The 18,376-nt window shown below is 44.1% G+C and carries 17 protein-coding genes; all 17 read left to right on the top strand.

From position 1 onward, the window contains the following. Positions 1-67 precede the first annotated feature (67 nt). Positions 68-1,072, top strand: coding sequence for an alpha/beta fold hydrolase (locus tag J7623_RS15515; protein WP_291921770.1), 1,005 nt, complete (start codon positions 68-70; stop codon positions 1,070-1,072). 79 nt (positions 1,073-1,151) lie between these two features. Continuing rightward, on the top strand, positions 1,152-1,775 hold the full coding sequence (locus tag J7623_RS15520) for a DUF4294 domain-containing protein (protein WP_291921773.1): 624 nt from the start codon (positions 1,152-1,154) through the stop codon (positions 1,773-1,775). 45 nt (positions 1,776-1,820) lie between these two features. Continuing rightward, on the top strand, positions 1,821-2,321 hold the full coding sequence (locus tag J7623_RS15525) for a hypothetical protein (RefSeq protein ID WP_291921775.1): 501 nt from the start codon (positions 1,821-1,823) through the stop codon (positions 2,319-2,321). A gap of 35 nt (positions 2,322-2,356) precedes the next feature. Further along, a complete protein-coding gene (bshB1, locus tag J7623_RS15530) occupies positions 2,357-3,085 on the top strand; it encodes a bacillithiol biosynthesis deacetylase BshB1 (RefSeq protein WP_291921778.1) in 729 nt (242 codons plus the stop codon). A gap of 171 nt (positions 3,086-3,256) precedes the next feature. After that, positions 3,257-4,162 carry a serine hydrolase gene (locus J7623_RS15535; protein WP_291921780.1) on the top strand — a complete coding sequence of 302 codons (906 nt, stop codon included), beginning with the start codon at positions 3,257-3,259 and terminating at the stop codon, positions 4,160-4,162. A 428-nt stretch (positions 4,163-4,590) separates the two neighbouring features. Further along, positions 4,591-5,145 (top strand): peroxiredoxin, encoded by a 555-nt coding sequence (locus J7623_RS15540; RefSeq protein WP_291921783.1) that lies wholly within the window; start codon positions 4,591-4,593, stop codon positions 5,143-5,145. 112 nt (positions 5,146-5,257) lie between these two features. Next, positions 5,258-5,845 carry a carboxymuconolactone decarboxylase family protein gene (locus J7623_RS15545; RefSeq protein WP_291921787.1) on the top strand — a complete coding sequence of 196 codons (588 nt, stop codon included), beginning with the start codon at positions 5,258-5,260 and terminating at the stop codon, positions 5,843-5,845. 191 nt (positions 5,846-6,036) lie between these two features. After that, positions 6,037-6,273: a 50S ribosomal protein L28 gene (gene rpmB, locus J7623_RS15550; protein ID WP_089759466.1), complete on the top strand. Its 237-nt coding sequence runs from the start codon at positions 6,037-6,039 to the stop codon at positions 6,271-6,273. Between the two features lie 30 nt (positions 6,274-6,303). Continuing rightward, the gene (gene rpmG, locus J7623_RS15555; protein ID WP_089896023.1) at positions 6,304-6,486 is read left to right on the top strand and encodes a 50S ribosomal protein L33; all 183 of its coding nucleotides are present in this window, start codon (positions 6,304-6,306) and stop codon (positions 6,484-6,486) included. A gap of 75 nt (positions 6,487-6,561) precedes the next feature. After that, a complete protein-coding gene (locus J7623_RS15560; protein ID WP_291921809.1) occupies positions 6,562-6,735 on the top strand; it encodes a DUF4295 family protein in 174 nt (57 codons plus the stop codon). Positions 6,736-6,971: 236 nt separating this feature from the next. Then, entirely contained in the window at positions 6,972-7,934 is a 963-nt protein-coding gene (gene ftsY, locus J7623_RS15565; protein WP_291921812.1) for a signal recognition particle-docking protein FtsY, read from the top strand. Between the two features lie 207 nt (positions 7,935-8,141). Beyond that, the gene (locus tag J7623_RS15570) at positions 8,142-9,023 is read left to right on the top strand and encodes a cupin-like domain-containing protein (RefSeq protein WP_291921815.1); all 882 of its coding nucleotides are present in this window, start codon (positions 8,142-8,144) and stop codon (positions 9,021-9,023) included. Positions 9,024-9,242: 219 nt separating this feature from the next. After that, complete coding sequence (gene rimO, locus J7623_RS15575) at positions 9,243-10,550, top strand: 30S ribosomal protein S12 methylthiotransferase RimO (protein ID WP_291921818.1); 1,308 nt, start codon at positions 9,243-9,245, stop codon at positions 10,548-10,550. Positions 10,551-10,737: 187 nt separating this feature from the next. Then, the gene (locus J7623_RS15580; protein WP_291921823.1) at positions 10,738-12,519 is read left to right on the top strand and encodes a DEAD/DEAH box helicase; all 1,782 of its coding nucleotides are present in this window, start codon (positions 10,738-10,740) and stop codon (positions 12,517-12,519) included. A 217-nt stretch (positions 12,520-12,736) separates the two neighbouring features. Next, entirely contained in the window at positions 12,737-13,279 is a 543-nt protein-coding gene (locus tag J7623_RS15585) for a sigma-70 family RNA polymerase sigma factor (RefSeq protein WP_291921826.1), read from the top strand. Between the two features lie 69 nt (positions 13,280-13,348). Further along, a complete protein-coding gene (locus tag J7623_RS15590) occupies positions 13,349-14,413 on the top strand; it encodes a FecR family protein (RefSeq protein WP_291921829.1) in 1,065 nt (354 codons plus the stop codon). A 180-nt stretch (positions 14,414-14,593) separates the two neighbouring features. Continuing rightward, positions 14,594-18,376, top strand: coding sequence for a SusC/RagA family TonB-linked outer membrane protein (locus tag J7623_RS15595; protein WP_291921832.1), 3,783 nt, complete (start codon positions 14,594-14,596; stop codon positions 18,374-18,376).

An 18,376-nucleotide genomic window follows, 5' to 3' on the forward strand; every position in this document is an offset into this window, starting at 1 on the left:
ATTAAATCCGGTTCCGGTGCATGTCAATATCAGAATTCTTATCTACATTTAGCTATTAAATGTCCTTATGATGCGTAGGTGGTTGCGTATAGCCCTCATCGTTATAGCCACGCTTGCCGTGGTATATTTGCTCGGACCCAAACCGGCAACACCCGTATATAATCACACATTACCACCTGTCCCGCCAGCCGGTCCGGCACTGGAAGCCTATATCCATAACAAGGAAGCACAACACCGGCTGAAACCGGATAATGAAGCACGCATTGTGTGGCATGATTCCCTGCACCGTAAAACACCTTATGCGGTAGTTTATCTCCACGGTTTTTCCGCCAGCCAGGAAGAGGGAAATCCTGTGCATCGTGATTTTGCGAAACGTTTCGGCTGTAACTTGTATTTATCACGACTGGATGGACATGGCATAGATACTTCTGATCCGTTGTTACACATGACTGCGGAGGGATTATGGGAAGACGCAGAAGAAGCATTGAGCATAGGCAAAGCACTGGGCGACACAGTGATCCTGATGGGAACCTCCACTGGCGGAACACTGGCGTTGCAACTGGCAGCCGCTTATCCCCGCGACGTATATGCGCTGATAAATATGTCGCCTAATATAGCCATTAACGATAAACTGGCATTTCTGGCGAATGGTCCCTGGGGACTGCAGCTCGCCCGGTGGGTCAGTAAAGGAGATTTTCGCCGTGGCACAGATACGGACACTACACGGGCAAAGTACTGGAATAACAGTTATCGCCTGGAAGCTGTAGTGCAACTGCAAAATCTGCTGGCATCCGCTATGACGCCTGCCACCTTTGAAAAAATACAGCAACCGGTATTGAATCTCTATTATTATAAAGATGAAACCCACCAGGACCCCACTGTAAAAGTATCTGCCATCCTGGAGATGGAGCAGGAGCTGGGTACGCCGGCTACCATGAAAGCTGCCATCCCTGTTCCGGGCGCCGGCGCTCATGTTATGGGCTCCGCGCTCACTGGAAAAGATCTGCCTGCGGTAGAAAAAGCGATCAGTGACTTCGCCATCAATAAGTTAAGAATGACGCCGGTTCGGTAACACTATTTAGTTAGGCGCAAATCTGAAATCTTTTATAACTTGTGGTAACATTCTATATCTAAGCAACGTTAAGTAAACTATGCGCCTTCGTTTCAAACAAATTATCGTTTCTGTTTTCCTGGTATTGGGGATATCCCTTTGCCATACAGGCGCGATGGCCCAGGAAGCACATGGCGCAGACGTTATCCCATTACACGCTATCGTGGTGGGAAAAGATACCATCCCGGTGATCACACTGGCCATATTCGACGTTGTGGAAAAAATGCCGAAAGCATTGCGCAAAGAACGCGAACGCTGGAGCCGTTTACGGAATGCGGTATATGTTACCTATCCCTATGCCAGGTCTGCAGCAAAAGTGCTGAAAGATGTGAATGCCAGCATGGCCAACATGAATAAAAGGGAACGCAAAGCTTTCCTGGCTACTAAAGAAAAAGAACTGAAAGCCCAGTTTGGTGATAAACTGGAAAATCTCTCCGTATACCAGGGTAAAGTGCTCATGAAACTGATCGACCGTGAAACAGGTCAGAATTGTTATGAAATTATCAAAGAATTGAAAGGTGGTTTTAATGCCCGTGTATGGCAAACCGTTGCTTTTTTCTTTGGCGGTAATCTCAAAAGCGATTATGACAAACAGGAAGATAAAGACATTGAAGTCATTGTACAGGAACTCGAAATGTACCAGCACTACCGCGCCTATAATTAATTCATTTATCTTCGTAAGATTCGCCTTTAACCCAACTGGTTTATTATGATGAAAGCATGGATCTTACTTGTCAGCTCCCTTTTTATGTTCACAGGTGCTATGGCGCAGGCCGTAGCAGACGATGATCCGGTGTATGTACTGGATAGTGTGGTGGTGACCCAGGCCGTTGTTGGCCAGGTATCTCCGGATCGCATTGGATTGATGACCATTGCCAAAGGGTCCAAAGCGGTATTGAAATACGGCAGCCAGGCCGAAAATGGCGTCGTATATATAGAAACCAAACCTTTTGCCCGCAAAAGGGTACAGACACTATTACGCAGCAAATCGCCCCAATACGACAGTTTGTTGAACAAATACGGAAACGACAGCTCATTTTTATATGTGGTAAACGGTCATCCTATGGAGCCGACAAATGAAACCCTCTTCATGACATTAGATCAGAAAACTTTCCGCTCCATCAATATTCTTACAAGGGAGCAAATAGTAAAATCATTTGGGGAAGCAAAACATGAAGCTGTTATTGTGATCACCAGCTCAGAAGAGTAATTTATTTCCCATCTTTGCACCTCAATTTACAGCATATGAAACTAGATATACTGGCAATAGCGGTGCACCCGGACGATGTGGAGCTGGGCTGCGCAGGCACATTGATGATGCATGCACAACAGGGGATGAAAGTAGGAGTGGTAGATCTGACCCGTGGAGAACTGGGTACTCGTGGTACACCGGAACTGCGCATACAGGAAGCTGCTGCTGCTGCTGAAATTATGGGGCTGGAAGTAAGGGAAAACCTTGGCCTGGCCGATGGGTTTTTCAGAAATGATACGATGGAGCAAATGGCCATTATTACCGCCATCCGCAAGTATCGCCCCGATATTATACTGGCGAATGCTATAGACGATCGCCACCCGGATCATGGACGTGCCGCCCAACTGATATCCGATAGCGCCTTCATGGCAGGATTACGGAAAATTGAAACTACACTGGACGGCCAATTACAGGAAGCATGGCGCCCAAAACAGGTGTTCCACTTCATACAGGACCGTTATCATGAACCGGATTTTGTGATCGATATTACGCCGGTGATTGACCGGAAGCTGGCTGCTATCAAGGCTTTCTCTTCACAATTCCTGGCGCCGAAAGACAATGAACCGCAAACCTATATTTCCGGCTCCAGCTTTTTTGATAGTGTTGTTTACCGTGCCAAGATGTTTGGCAAAATGGTAGGGGTGGAATATGCAGAAGGTTATACCTCTGCCAAAAAGATTGGTGTTCGCAGTTTTGCAGATCTGATTAATATTACTACCTGAGCATAAAGCTATTGTGTTTTGTTCTAAAGAGCGGAAAGTAAAAACTAATGTGTTTTTACTTTCCGCTTTCTTTTTTCCGCTTTTACTTTTAGATTTATAGTAAACCAAAGGAAGATTTTTTTTCGCTTCATCAATCGCTTCAATCGCTTTATGCTTTCAGCCTTATAAAATATGAGAAAACTATCCATCCTGGCGTTATTGCTGATCATTGCCTTTACTGCCAACGCCCAAAAAACAGACAAGGCGCTTACCGCCATTTTAACGCCTCTTTTAAAGGACTTTCACGGTCAGGTGGGCATTTATGTGCACCACTTGAAAAAAGACCGCACGGTGGCTATAAAGGCAGATACCACGTTTCCTACTGCCAGTATGATTAAAACTGCTATCCAGGTGGGTATTTTTAATAAGCTGGCCAAAGGGGAACTGCAATACCATCAAAACCTGGTGTATCGCGATTCTTTGTTGTACAAGGGCGAAGATATCCTGGGTTCATTCCGCGACAGTGAGCAGATCGCTCTGGATAAGGTGGTGATGTTGATGTTGACGATGAGCGACAATACGGCGAGTTTGTGGCTGCAGTCGTTGGCCGGGGGCGGATTAACCATTAACCAGTGGTTGGAAGAGCATGGATTTGAACATTTACGGGTCAATTCCCGCACAAAAGGGAGGGAGGCCAACCGGCAGGAGTATGGATGGGGACAAACCAGTCCGCGTGAAATGGCGCGGCTGATGGAAATGATATACAAGGGGGAAGTGATCAATCCTGCTGCCAGTGAGCGGATGTACCGGAATCTTACGCGTAATTACTGGGATACACAGGGATTAACACAGGTACCCCCAAACGTTCGCACCGCGTCGAAAAATGGCGCGGTGGACGAATCACGTTCAGAAGTAATAATGGTGAATGCACCTCACGGTGACTATGTATATTGTATTATTACCAAAAACAACCAGGATCAACGTTGGACTCCTGATAATGAGGCGTGGCAATTGTTGCGAAAGGTGGGTTTTGCAATCTGGCAGCACTATGAACCGGACAGCCAATGGAAACCCGACCCCGCTTTGGGGCAGTTTTAGATACGGTCAATGGGACCCGCTAAACACTAAATGAACAGATCTCGTGTAGCGTCAAATTCATCGTGTTTAATGATACTGTTTTTAATAAACGGAATCAAAGCAAGTCCAATCGTTATAACCACCAGTAAAAAGTATTTTTTCTTCATTTCCATGCTACTTGTGTTAAAAAAGTTCCACTTATATAACTAAATAACGTGCCAAATTGTTACAGAAATACCATGAAAATGTTAACTCCGGGATATTTTTTTTGAGTATATAAGCCCAAATTATTCCATTGTTCCTGCCTGTACTGTGGAAAACAGGATATATAGAGAAACTCAATGTCACATTTTTAAAATCTATTTGATTACTAATGAATGTAATGTGATCTTTGCGCCGTCAAAAAGTATATAATCATTAGTCTGTAAATCAAAAAGAGAATAGTTATTATGAAAAATGTTATCTTATCCGTAGGGTCAGAGTTTCCCGAATTCAAAAAAACGGCAGTTGTATCTATTGAAAAAGGTAAAGAATTCTATGAATTGTCTTCTGAAGAACTGAAAAACTCCGGCAAATGGATGGTGATGTTCTGGTGGCCTAAAGACTTTACTTTCGTATGTCCTACTGAAATCGCTGAATTCAACAAACACGCACAGGATTTCGCTGACCGTGATGCAGTATTGATCGGTGCTTCTACTGACAGTGAGTTTGTACATGCTGCATGGAGAAGAGATCATGAAGACCTGCGTGGTTTGCAGTTCCCTATGCTGGCAGACACTTCCAAATCTCTCGCAACTGAACTGGGTATCCTGGAAGCAAACGAGAAAGTTGCTTACCGTGCTACTTACATTGTAGACCCTCAGGGTATTGTACGTTGGGTTTCCCTGTACGACCTGTCTGTAGGCCGTAGCGTAAAAGAAGTTTTACGTGTACTGGATGCACTGCAAACAGATGAACTGTGCCCTTGCAACTGGACTAAGGGAGAAGCTACGCTGACTGTTTAATCATTAAGTCATTTTTTATTTTATTGACTGGATATTTTGCCGGAAAGGGTATTACCCTCAGGCCGGCAAAATATTCAGGCGGTAAAATCATGAAATAAAAAAAATACATATTATGTTTGCAACTACGAATCAGGATACGGCAGTACAATTGCTGGAAGCGGTGGGGTTGACAGGTGAACAGGTATCCAGTAAACTGCAGTCACTCGTAAATGTGGATGCGCGTTATTTGAAGGATCTGAAGATCAATGTAACTAACTCTCTGGCTGCAGCTACGCTGTCGAAGAAAGAGGCTTATATGATCGGTGTTGCGGTAGCGGTGAATGAAAAGCATGCAGTACTGCAGGCCGCTTTTGAAAAGCTGGCTACCCAGGAAGGTGCAACCGATAAAGAGATTGCAGAAGTAATTAGCTGTACTTCCCTCATGAATGCCAACAACGTCTTTTATCGTTTCAGGCATTTTGTGAATAAGGAATATTACACCAATACCCCTGCCGGTATCCGGATGAGCATTATGGCTAACCCGGTATTAGGTAAAGAATTTTTTGAGTTGCTGAGCCTGGTGGTATCTGCACTCAATGGTTGTGAAATGTGCGTGACTTCCCACGAAGAAGCGTTGTTAAAACATGGAACGGATCAACAGCGGATTTTGGAGTCAGTAAGATTAGGTGCTGTTTTACGTAGCCTTGTTGTATTATTGTAAATTATTTTTTCGGCAAAAGACAGATGAAAATTTGCCTGATAGTCATTGATTATCAATCTTTTGCATTGTGTTCACATCTTAAGTAAAGGCTTTTTGTAAAGGCTTTTAATGTACTTGTGAATAAATTCATTTAATAATATTTGCAAAATCCATAAAAAAATTGGACTTTTGCATTCCTAAATTTTTAGATCATGGCAAGAGTATGTCAGGTGACAGGAAAGAAGCCGATCACGGGTCACCATGTTTCCTTCTCCAACATTAAGACAAACAGAAGGTTTCTTCCTAACCTGCAAAAGAAACGTTTTTTCCTGGCAGAAGAGGACAAATGGATATCATTGAAAGTATCTGCTGACGGTTTAAGAACCATCAACAAGAGAGGTTTGTATGCAGTTGTGAAGGAATTGCGTGCAGCTGGTCAGGAAATCTAATTCTAAGACTCACTTAATTTGTAATACACAATGGCAAAAAAAGGTAATAGAGTACAGGTAATTCTGGAGTGCACCGAGCACAAGACTTCTGGTCAACCAGGAACTTCCCGTTATATCTCTAACAAGAATAAGAAGAATACTCCTGAGCGTCTGGAGTTGAAGAAGTACAATCCTATCTTAAGGAAAGTGACTGTACACAAAGAAATTAAATAAGTAATTGTTGATGGTGACTGGCTGTATTTGCATACCAGCCAATGAGCCGTTAGACCATAAAAACAATAGAATACAATGGCAAAAGTAGCTTCAAAAAACGCGAAGGTTAAAGATGCTAAAGCAGCAGCTGAGTCTAAAGTATGGACCAAGGTAATCAGAGCAGTACGCTCTCCTAAAACCGGTGCTTATACTTTTAAAGACGCAATCGTACACAAGGACAAAGTCATGGAGTACATGAATCAAAAGTAATTCGGCTTTACTAATAATACTGAAAGGCTGTCCCGTTATACGGACAGCTTTTTGTATTTGGAGTAGCTGTTACCTTTAGGTTAATGTAGCGGAGCTTCCGGCTATCCTTTAACATTCATGCAGTAATGACTGACTGCTGATTGCTAAAAGCTAACAGCTATTGCTTATCTTCGCAGCATTCACTAACTGCTGGCTGCTAAAAGCCAACAGCTGTTTCGACCCAACTAAACTAAACTATGAGCTTTTTCAATAAACTATTTTCCAGGGAGAAGAAGGAAAATCTGGATCAGGGTTTACAAAAAACCAAAGAGAGCTTCCTGAGTAAAATAGGACGCGCCATTGCAGGAAAGTCAACGGTAGACACCGAGGTATTGGATAACCTGGAAGATGCCCTTGTTTCTGCAGATGTAGGCGTAGATACCACTGTAAAAATCATTGACCGCATTGAACAACGTGTGGCAAAAGATAAATATCTGGGAACCAGTGAGTTGAATAGGTTGTTGCAGGAAGAGATTGCAGCTATACTGGTAGACGCCCCCGATAGCGGATTCCGTGATTTTGATGTACCCGCTGGTAAAAAGCCTTATGTTATTATGGTAGTAGGCGTAAATGGCGTCGGAAAAACCACTACCATTGGTAAGCTGGCCTATAACTTTAAGAAAGCCGGTAAATCAGTGATGTTAGGAGCTGCGGATACTTTCCGTGCCGCTGCCGTTGATCAGTTGACTATCTGGAGCGAAAGGGCGGGAGTACCTATTGTTAAACAACAAATGGGGTCTGACCCCGGAGCAGTGGCATTTGATACCGTACAAAGCGGCGCTGCAAAAGACGTAGATGTAATTATTATAGATACTGCGGGCCGTTTGCATAACAAACTCCACCTGATGGATGAGTTGGGTAAAATCAAGCGGGTGATGAAGAAAGTCATTCCTGATGCCCCACATGAAGTATTACTGGTGTTGGACGGATCTACCGGCCAGAATGCATTAGAGCAAGCCAAACAGTTTACCGCTACTACAGAGGTAACTGCACTGGCTATTACCAAACTGGATGGTACTGCCAAGGGCGGGGTAGTATTAGCCATTGCCAACCAATTTAAAATACCGGTAAAATATATTGGTATCGGTGAAAAAATGGAAGATTTACAGGTGTTTAATAAAGAGTCTTTCGTAGAATCACTCTTTAGTGTAAATTCTTGATTTTGTGATGTTTGTGAATGTTATCTCCCAATTGGCATAAATCCTGCCTGCTTTTCTATTTTGTATAAATCATTGCCCGGGCTCCTGGTATGGAGCCCGGTGTTTTCGTTAACTTTCAACCAGATTCTTTGTTTTAATAAATAACACTGCTTTCCTTAAATTTGAATAATTGTTCCCTTTTTGTACCCTTTTTAACAATTCGTAAGTATGATAGTACAGCACATAGATCGAGTTGAAGATATTACACCAGCGGAATTCAAGAAGAACTACTACACTCCACGTAAACCTGTCATTATCTCGGCAGGGGGCCTTAGTAAAAACTGGCCGGCTTATACAAAGTGGACATGGGATTATTTCAAATCAATTGTGGGAGACAAAACGGTAGGGGTATATAACAATGAACGCGCCGGCGAAAATACCCTTGTGAACGGAGCGGATGATTACATTTCTTTTGGTGAATACCTGGATATGGTGGAGCGGGGACCGGTAGCCCTCCGCATTTTTCTCTTTAATATTTTTCAGCACGCACCACAGCTGGTGGAAGACTTTACCTGGCCCGACCAGTTCTCTTCCGGCTTTTTGAAGAAGTACCCCATGCTGTTTGTAGGTGGTGCCGGTTCAGTGGCGCATATGCATTATGACATTGACCTGTCGCACATCTTTCATACCCAGTTTGTAGGCAGAAAACGGGTACTGTTACTGGAAAATAGCCAGTCGCCCTTCATTTACCGTATGCCTTTTACCGTGGAAAGCGCTGCCAACTTCGTGAACTGGCATGAAAAGCTGGACATGGAGCAGTTCCCCGCGCTGAAGCATGCCCGTGGCTACACCGCCATCCTGAACCATGGCGATACCATGTTCATGCCCGCCGGCTACTGGCATCACATGGAGTACCTCGACGGCGGTTTTGCCATGAGTTTACGCGCCCTGGATCCGTCTCTTTTAGGTAAATTAAACGGACTTTACCATATAGTGGGATTGAGAGGTATGAACAACCTGATGATTAAGATGGCCCCCAAGTGGTGGTATCATTATAAAAGAAAACTGGCCAGAGCACGTGCCGACAAGGCACTGCAGGCCATGGGGTAGTAAGTGTCATATTTATGCTAAGTGACTAAACAGCAGTTACTTAGCATAAATTTCTAATTATCAATTCTTTTCGCTACCTTTGCACCTTCCTTATTCAACCCCCACTAAGACTCAAGTCACGTACAGTAAGTCTGCTGTTAAATTCAATTAGTGTCTGTGTGTCTTCGTGGCGGTAGCGGCTCAGAGAATGCCTGTCCGCTTGTTAAAAACAATTCGCGCTTGAAGACAAAAACTTTAAAGAAAGACAAGGTTAATATTATTACGCTTGGTTGTTCCAAGAACATGGTGGATTCGGAGGTGTTGAGCGGACAGCTCGCAGCTAACGATATCGACGTAGTGCATGAAAGTGCCAAACGCGATCACAATATTGTGGTAGTGAACACCTGTGGTTTTATTGACAAGGCCAAAGAAGAATCGATTAACACTATCCTGGAGCAGGTAGAACTGAAACAGCGCGGCAAACTGGACAAAGTATATGTAACCGGATGTTTGAGTGAACGTTATCGTGGCGACCTGGAATCAGAAATTGCCGGTGTAGACGCCTGGTTTGGTACCATGGAATTGCCCCTGATCCTCAAGAAATTTGATGCAGATTATAAAGCAGAGCTGGTAGGAGAAAGATTATTGAGTACCCCATCTCACTATGCTTACCTGAAAATAGCAGAAGGTTGTAACAGAACCTGTTCTTTTTGTGCTATTCCGCTGATGCGTGGTTCGCATGTTTCCAAGCCGATTGAAGAATTGGTAATGGAAGCAGAAAAACTGGTGAAATCAGGCGTGAAAGAAATTATGCTGATTGCACAGGAGCTGACTTATTATGGTCTGGACCTGTATAAACAACGTCGCCTGGGTGACCTGATGCGTGCGTTGGCTGGCGTACAAGGGCTGGAGTGGATTCGTCTCCACTATGCTTATCCCACCAAGTTCCCGATGGAAATTCTGGATGTGATGAACGAGTTCCCCAATATCTGCAACTATATTGATATGCCATTGCAACATGCTTCCAATGCTATGTTAAAAGCAATGAAACGTCAGATTACACGCGAAGAAATAGAAGAACTGGTACATAATATCCGCGCAAAAGTACCTGGCATCTGTTTACGTACTACTCTGATTGCTGGTTTCCCCGGCGAAACAGAAGAAGATGTAGAAGAACTGAAAGGCTTCCTGGAAAGAATGCGCTTTGACCGGGTTGGGGTATTTACCTACAGCCATGAGGAAGGCACCAGCGCTTATGCACTGGAGGATAATATTCCGGCGGAAGAAAAGGAGAGAAGAGCGCAGGAAATTATGGAAGTACAGCAGGAAATCTCCCTGGAAAAAAACCAGGAAAAAGTAGGGAAGATCTTTAAAGTAATAATAGACAAAAAAGAAGCGGGCAGATATCTGGCCCGTACCGAGTTTGATTCGGTGGAAGTAGATAATGAAGTGATCATCGACACGAACAAGCGCCTCAAACCAGGTGATTTCGTAGAAGTTCGTATCACCAAAGCATTTGACTACGACCTCGAAGGAGAACTGGTGTAAGAGCGTTTAGCCGTTAGCCCCCAGCTATTAGGTGCGCAATTTATATAGCTGATTTTAACTGCTAAGAGCTCATGTGAATAGCCAATAGCTAACCGCTAAAAAGCTAAAAAAATATTTCTAACGGCTGATAGCTAAAAGCTAGAAGCTATATCCACAGCTCCCGACGGAGCTTGATTAATGCAAATCAATGACAACATTTGAATCACTGGGCTTACAAGAGCCTATTTTGAAGGGAATTACGGACCTGGGCTTCGTTTCCCCAACTCCCATCCAGGAACAGGCAATACCGGTATTGTTAGGAGGTGACCGCGATTTCGTAGGTCTGGCCCAGACGGGCACCGGTAAGACAGCAGCATTTGGTCTGCCTTTGCTGCAGCAACTGGATCTGAAAATAAATAAACCTCAGGGCCTGATTTTGTGCCCCACCCGTGAACTCTGTCTCCAGATTACCAATGATCTGAAAAACTTTAGTAAATACCTCGGCGATGTAAGCATCGTAGCGGTATATGGCGGTTCCAGCATTGTACAACAACTGCGTGAACTGAAAAGAGGTGTACACATTGTAGTGGCCACTCCAGGTCGTTTACTGGATATTATAGACCGTGGCGCTGTTAACTTTGATAACGTTCGTTACGCAGTACTGGATGAAGCAGATGAGATGCTGAACATGGGATTCCAGGAAGATATCAACAATATCCTGTCCAACACACCAGAAGGTAAAACTACCTGGTTGTTTTCGGCTACCATGCCACAGGAAGTTCGCCGTATCGCCAAGAAATATATGGAAGATCCGTTTGAACTGACCGTAGGTAGCAAAAACAGCGGTAACGTTAATATAGAACACGAATACTATGTAGTGCGTCCGCGTGAAAAGTATGCGGCCCTGAAACGTATCGTGGATTTCAACCCTGAGATTTTTGGTATCATCTTTACCCGTACCAAAATTGAATCACAGGAAATTGCGGAGTCACTGATTAAAGATGGCTACAACGCAGATGCGTTGCATGGCGATCTGACCCAGCAGCAACGTGATAAAGTAATGAAGCGTTTCCGCGAAAGAGCACTGCAGGTGCTGGTAGCTACTGACGTAGCTGCCCGTGGTATCGACGTAGACAACGTTACGCACGTAATTAACTACGATTTACCGGATGACGTAGAAAACTACACCCACAGAAGTGGTCGTACCGGTAGAGCAGGAAAATCAGGTATCTCTATTGCTATCATCAGCAGCCGCGATATCGGTAAAATCCGCCAGATCGAAAGAGTTATCCAGAAGAAATTTGTAAAAGCAGAAGTACCGGATGGTTTTGCAGTATGTGAAAAACAACTGTTTGGCCTGGTACACAAAGTACATAACGTAGTAGTAAACGAAGAACAGATTGAACCTTACATGGAACGTATCAACGAAGAGTTTGCGTCTATGACCAAGGAAGAACTGATCAAACGTTTTGCTTCCCTCGAGTTCAACCAGTTCCTGGAATACTACCAGGATGCGCCAGATCTGAATGCAAAAGACGACAGACGTACATTCGGTGAAGAAAGAGGTCCGCGTAGAAGCGACGGTAAATTCACCCGCCTGTTCATCAACCTGGGTTCAGTAGATGATTTCAACCGTGGCGATATGCTTCGTTACCTGTGCGACAACACCGGCTTACGTGGCAACAAAATTGGCCGTATCGATTTGAAAGGCGTTTATTCCTTCTTCGAAGTAGAGAACGAAGAGTTATCTAAAGTAACAGAAGCGTTCAAGAAAGTGGAATACAATGGCCGTAGTGTTAGGATTGAAATGTCGCAGGATGGCGACAGACGTCCCCGCACCGGTGGCGATCGTGGTCCGCGCAGAGAAGATGGTCCGCGTAAAAGAAGCTGGAGCTCTGAAGGTGGCAGCCGCCCAGGTGGTAGCCGTCCAGGTGGCGACAGACGCGAATCTTTCGGTGGCAGCAAACCTCCGTACAAGAAGAAATACTAATCCGGTTTAACGGAATAGCGATATAACAAAAGGTCATCTCATACGGGATGGCCTTTTTGTTTTTTAGTTGCCTTCATGCTATCAGTTTATCATGTCGTTCAAAAAATTATTTCCACGAATCATTTTTTAATTATTTTAGAGAGCTTATTGTATAGCAACGCCTGTATTTTCCAACCCTGTAAAACACTCTTTTGTATTGCTGAATAGCGAACACGATATGGAATGGAGCCGTTTGAAAAACGGTGATGTAATGGCGTTGGAAGCCATTTACAGGGCGCATGTCAAAGCAATGATACGGTATGGACTAAAAATAACGGACGATATAGACCTGATCCGCGACAGTATACAGGATCTTTTTCTTGAAATCTGGAAGCACCGGCAAAACCTGGCAGATACCACACAGCCCCGGTTCTATCTATTCCGGGCATTACGCAATAAACTGGTTAAAGTGCAGGGTAAACAGTCGTATGTAAGTGAAACTGAAATGCAGCTGGCTTTTGACAACTTAAGTGCAGAACATATTGAGCTGGAAATTATGAGCCGGGAGGTTGCTTTGCAAACAGCCCAAACATTGAAACAATTGCTGGAGAAGCTCCCCCAACGCCAGCAGGAAGCCGTTTTCCTCCGCTTCTATCAAAATATCCCCTACGAAAAGATGGCCGAAATCATGAACATGAATTATCAGTCGGTGCTAAACCTGATGCAGCGCGCATTACAGTCTCTCAAAAAAGGATATCCGAACTATTTTTCCAAAAAATAAAAAAAAGTCGCCGGCAAGTGAGTATATAAATGTAATTACAGACATTACTGTATAGACACCGCTATTGCTATGGATCAATCCGAAGAAAAGATAAATGCACTTTTACTCGACAACCGCTTTGTTGATTGGGTAGCCAACCCTAACAGTCCTTATGCGGGATATTGGCAGGAATGGCTGGCGGCAGATCCTGAAAATGTATTACATGCTACTGCGGCCAGAAAGTTTCTGCTGGACCTGCAACTGGCAGAGGAGGAGGCGGAGATGCCTGTTAACGAGGACGGATTAGAGCAAATGCTGGATCACATCAAAGCTGGCATTGTAAAGGTACCCGTGAAAAGAAGCCATACTATCTATAAATATATCGCGGTAGCTGCCGCCGTAGCAGGACTACTGCTACTGGTGAAATTAGTGAAATATCCGGCGCATACTGTTGGAATGGAAGCAGAAAAAACCGTGGCCTATAACGGAGAGGTCATTCGTTATAACGGGAATAAAAAAGACGAGTTACTGTTTTTACCGGATGGTTCTAAGGTGGTGCTGGCCAGTGGCGCCAGGATAACCTATAACCTGTTGATGAACGGAGATAAGCGGGAAGTAACACTATCCGGAGATGCTTTTTTTGATATTGCAAAAAATCCCCAGCAACCTTTTTATATATACACAAACAAGGTAGTTGTAAAAGTATTGGGTACCAGTTTTCGTATCACCAGTTCAGGCCAACAGGAGTCTGTAGCTGTGGCGTCTGGTAAGGTATCCGTGTATTTAAAAGGACAAGACCTGGAACAACTGGCCGCTAAAATTGTGTTGCCACAGCAGGTCTGTACTTATTCCAAAGAGCAATCCGGATTGGTGACCACGGTCAATACCCATCCTATGGAAGTTGCCAGCGTACTGGAACCCAACAGCGCATTGAATTTTGAGGATGCCCGACTGGATACCGTGATTAAAACACTGGAGAAAATGTATGCCATCCCTATCAGGTACAATGCAGATGTATTTGCCAATTGCTACCTGACGGTTTCATTAGGCAATGAGAGCCTGGAAGATATACTGAAAGTCATCACAAAAACCGTGGACGCATCCTATACAATCAGTAACTATGGTATCATCATAAAAGGGAATGGCTGCCATTAGCGAGGGCTGACTGATACAATGCACGTTTGAAATTACCGGGAGCAATCACTTCGTTATTAAATAACCTGTAAAAAACTGACAACCAGGATCAGGCGGACTTCCCATGGATATACTCCGCTGAATTGCTATGCACATATACATCTTCAACCATTATTCAAGGATCGCTTAATCGTTTTAGTTATGCAAAAATTTCACTTTTATTGTGGCACGATGTCTTTCTTTATGAAGGCAGCCCTGATACCTTATTTTCTGACACTGGCGTTCCCCGCAGTTGCTGTTTCCCGGCCGGTGACAGAGCAGGGTATTTTAGAGAAGAGAATTTCTCTATCTGTACAGCGCGAAACATTCGGTCTGGTATTGCAAAAGATCAGTACGCTGGCGAATGTGAAATTTTCCTATACACGTAATACGATTCCGGAAAAAGAAAGAGTTTCCCTCTCAGCAAAGGAGGAAAAACTGGGAAAAGTATTTACAGATTTATTCAGCCCATTTGATATCCGCTTTGAAGCCATCAGCAATCAGATTGTATTAAAGAAAGAAAGGCCTGACGATGCAGAGGTCGCGGTATTTTTATCAGAAAGCATCGACGGGGTTAATACGCGGCAGATAAAAGGTACCGTGAAAGACGCTACTGGCAGTATTGTTCCTGGTGTTACCATTGCTGTTAAAGGTACTTCGAGGGGCACTACCTCCGATGCGAATGGTAACTTCTCGCTGGAAGTAAATGAAGGTGATGTGCTGGTGATCACGGGAATTGGATTTAAGCGGAAGGAAATACCGGTTACAACAGCATCTACCTATGCTGTTATACTGGAAACAGATGAGCAGGCATTGGGAGAAGTGCTGGTAACAGCGATGGGTGTAAAACGCACTCCCCGCTCGTTGGGATATGCCGTACAGAAAGTAACCGGCAATGATATTACCGTAGCCCAGGCGCCTACCATTGCGCAGGGCCTCATGGGTAAAGTGGCTGGTTTAAATATCAGCCAGGCATCCGGGGGAGTGGAAGGTGGCTCTTCCCGTTTGGTGATCCGTGGTAATACTACGCTTACCGGCGATAACCGGGCGTTGATTATTGTAGATGGCGTTGCGCTGAACAACGACCCGATCAACAATAATAAAAATAATGGTGGCGGTGGCGCCGTGGGTACAGAACAGGGCGCTGATGTTTCTTCCTATAACGATTGGGGAACAGGGCTGAACTTTATTAACCCGGAAGATATTGAAGATGTGACCGTGCTGAAAGGACCTGCAGCAGCGGCTTTGTACGGAGCAAGAGGTGCCAACGGCGTTATCCTGGTTACTCGCAAAAAAGGAGAGCGACGGAAAGGATTGGGCGTAGATTATTCTTATTCCAATCGTTTTACTAAAGCATACGAATACCTGGATTTCCAGAATAAGTATGGTTCCGGATTAGTAGGTTCCCTGTGGACTGCTGATCAGGAAAAACAATTCCCGGTTAAAAATGGTAAACGTACACAAATTGGTACGTATACAGGTAGCTATGCTGCCGGAGACTATCAAACCGGAGCTTATGGCATGTTACCCTATAATAATAGTACGCAGGCATGGGATTTATTTTCCTTCCCCAGCGGACTTTCCTGGGGGCCTCGTTTTGATGATAAAGACATTTTATGGTATGATGGCGTTACCCGTTCTTATTCTGCACAGCCGGATAACTGGAAAGCATTTTTTCCTAATGGGAATGTAAGTCAGCATAACGTTTCTGTTTCCGGTGGTGGTGATGTGGGTACGGTACGCTTTTCTTATACAAGAGATGATAGTAAGGCTAATATTCTTAATAGTAATTACAAGAATAATACCTTCAACATTGGCTCCAGTCTTAAGATCAGCAAAAAATTACAGGCAGATATTACAGGTAGTTATATCAATTATCAACGTTTGAACACTCCACCTGTAGGAGCGGGCGCTTTTATGGCCGGCTTTTCCTACGCGGCAACGCGTGATTACCGTTCAGATGTAGAAATGTTAAACGACTTCGGATTGAATGGTACGCAAAGAGATGTGACCAACAGCAGTAACTTTCCTGCGGGCTCACCGGCGTATCCCTATTATTCTTATATGGCGAATTCCTTCTGGAATATTTATAAGAACAACACCGTGTTTAACCGGAATCAGTTAATCGGCGGTATACGGTTAACATCGGAGTTGACCAACTGGTTAACTTTAACCGCACAGGGAAGTGTTGATAATTCCAGTGATGGAACTGAGATTCGGGAATATCCCAAGAACATACAAGGTACTCAAGGTGCCTACAAGGAAGCCATGGCCCGTAATTTAAGCCGTAACCTGAATGCGATGGCCAGAATATATAAGGATGGGCTGTTTACTAAAATGTTTAATGCCAGCTTCACCGCAGGAGGGGAATCTTACTACCGGAAAGATTATATCGTAAGCAACAAAACCAATGGAGACTTCATTAACCCTTTCATTTTTGCTTTAAACAATGGCGCAGATGCTCCGGGGGCCGCAGAAGAAACCCGGTTTGCTAAAAAGATTAATTCTGTTTTTGGATTCCTGGACCTGTCTTATCACAACTACCTCTTTTTGCAGGTGACGGGTAGAAATGACTGGTCATCTACACTGGTTAAAGGAAACAATGCTTATTTCTATCCTTCTGCCAATTTGAGTTATGTATTTACGGATGGTATTGCAGCCATGCATAACATCTCCTGGCTGAATTTCGGAAAGTTGACATTGTCTTATGCAGAAACAGGCAGTGATACCGATCCGTATTCTGTTTTTAATGTACTGAATACAGCAGCCTTTAATAAACAGGCGGCACAAACCTATCCTTCTATGTTGAAGTTCCAGGGGATACAGCCGCAACGGAGCCGCCAGTATGAAATTGGTTTAAGTACAGCCATGTTTAACAGCCGTTTGAATGTAGAGATCACCGCTTACTCTATGAAGACCTTTAACCAGATATTGACTAATCCGTTACCTATTTCGTCCGGATTCAACAATATTCAATTGAATAGAGGCTCTCTGGGTAATAAAGGAATTGAATTTGTGATCAGTGGTTCGCCGGTACGCACCAAAGATTTTTCCTGGAATGTATCTGTGAATGGTGCGCATGCACAGAATAAAATATTGGCGCTCGACAATGGTATTGAAGAGCTGACACTGGGTACTTTTTTTGGAGGCAGCGGTATTTCCCAACGCGTGAGAGTGGGTGATAATTATGGTACCCTGTATGGTAAAGACTATACGTATAAGGACGGGGAAAAAGTAGTAAAGCGTGCTGTAAATCCACAAACCGGTGCCTTATTGAGCTATGATGTAAATGGTAAAAACTATGTTGCCGGTACGCAGTGGGTACTTACAGATAAAGAAGTGCCTATTGGTAATTCACAACCATTTTTAACCGGTGGTATTGCGAACACTTTCAGGTATAAAAACCTGTCCCTGTACGTGATGATGGACGGCAAATTTGGAGGAGATACTTATTTCGGTACTTATGCGGCGGCAATGGGTAATGGTCTGCTGAAAGAAACATTGAAAGAACGTGATGGTGGCGGATTGCCTATTGTATATCCTGATGGTAGTACTGCCAATACCGGCGTTAATTTCGGTGGTGTTTTTGCAGATGGTAAACCCAATACAGATGTAGTGAGTTATCAATGGTATTATCTCGGTACTTACTCTTCCTGGAACCACCTCGGTGTACCCCGTTCTGCCGCTGTATTTCAGAACAGCTGGATGAAACTACGGGAAGTAGCATTAAGCTATCAGCTACCTCAATCATGGGTGAAGAAAACCAGGGTGCTTCAGCAGCTCAGCGTTTCCCTGATAGGCAGAGACCTGTTCTATCTCTTTACTACCATTCCAAAAGGATTGAATCCGGAAGGCGTAAACGGTATTGGTAACGTACAGGGTATTGAGTATTCTTCCATGCCACGTATCCGTTCCTTTGGTTTCACAGTGAAAGCATCTTTATAA

Origin of the sequence: Chitinophaga sp. (genome assembly GCF_017745275.1) — a bacterium.
Lineage (GTDB): Bacteria > Bacteroidota > Bacteroidia > Chitinophagales > Chitinophagaceae > Chitinophaga.

What these genes read in the sequence shown, in the direction of transcription:
- rpmB (WP_089759466.1), top strand. Translation starts at nt 6,037, where the DNA reads ATGGCAAGAGTATGTCAGGTGACAGGAAAGAAGCCGATCACGGGTCAC.
- J7623_RS15595 (WP_291921832.1), top strand. Translation starts at nt 14,594, where the DNA reads ATGCAAAAATTTCACTTTTATTGTGGCACGATGTCTTTCTTTATGAAG.
- J7623_RS15540 (WP_291921783.1), top strand. Translation starts at nt 4,591, where the DNA reads ATGAAAAATGTTATCTTATCCGTAGGGTCAGAGTTTCCCGAATTCAAA.
- J7623_RS15545 (WP_291921787.1), top strand. Translation starts at nt 5,258, where the DNA reads ATGTTTGCAACTACGAATCAGGATACGGCAGTACAATTGCTGGAAGCG.
- J7623_RS15520 (WP_291921773.1), top strand. Translation starts at nt 1,152, where the DNA reads ATGCGCCTTCGTTTCAAACAAATTATCGTTTCTGTTTTCCTGGTATTG.
- J7623_RS15570 (WP_291921815.1), top strand. Translation starts at nt 8,142, where the DNA reads ATGATAGTACAGCACATAGATCGAGTTGAAGATATTACACCAGCGGAA.
- bshB1 (WP_291921778.1), top strand. Translation starts at nt 2,357, where the DNA reads ATGAAACTAGATATACTGGCAATAGCGGTGCACCCGGACGATGTGGAG.
- ftsY (WP_291921812.1), top strand. Translation starts at nt 6,972, where the DNA reads ATGAGCTTTTTCAATAAACTATTTTCCAGGGAGAAGAAGGAAAATCTG.
- J7623_RS15515 (WP_291921770.1), top strand. Translation starts at nt 68, where the DNA reads ATGATGCGTAGGTGGTTGCGTATAGCCCTCATCGTTATAGCCACGCTT.
- J7623_RS15585 (WP_291921826.1), top strand. Translation starts at nt 12,737, where the DNA reads ATGGAATGGAGCCGTTTGAAAAACGGTGATGTAATGGCGTTGGAAGCC.
- J7623_RS15560 (WP_291921809.1), top strand. Translation starts at nt 6,562, where the DNA reads ATGGCAAAAGTAGCTTCAAAAAACGCGAAGGTTAAAGATGCTAAAGCA.
- J7623_RS15535 (WP_291921780.1), top strand. Translation starts at nt 3,257, where the DNA reads ATGAGAAAACTATCCATCCTGGCGTTATTGCTGATCATTGCCTTTACT.
- rpmG (WP_089896023.1), top strand. Translation starts at nt 6,304, where the DNA reads ATGGCAAAAAAAGGTAATAGAGTACAGGTAATTCTGGAGTGCACCGAG.
- J7623_RS15525 (WP_291921775.1), top strand. Translation starts at nt 1,821, where the DNA reads ATGATGAAAGCATGGATCTTACTTGTCAGCTCCCTTTTTATGTTCACA.
- J7623_RS15580 (WP_291921823.1), top strand. Translation starts at nt 10,738, where the DNA reads ATGACAACATTTGAATCACTGGGCTTACAAGAGCCTATTTTGAAGGGA.
- J7623_RS15590 (WP_291921829.1), top strand. Translation starts at nt 13,349, where the DNA reads ATGGATCAATCCGAAGAAAAGATAAATGCACTTTTACTCGACAACCGC.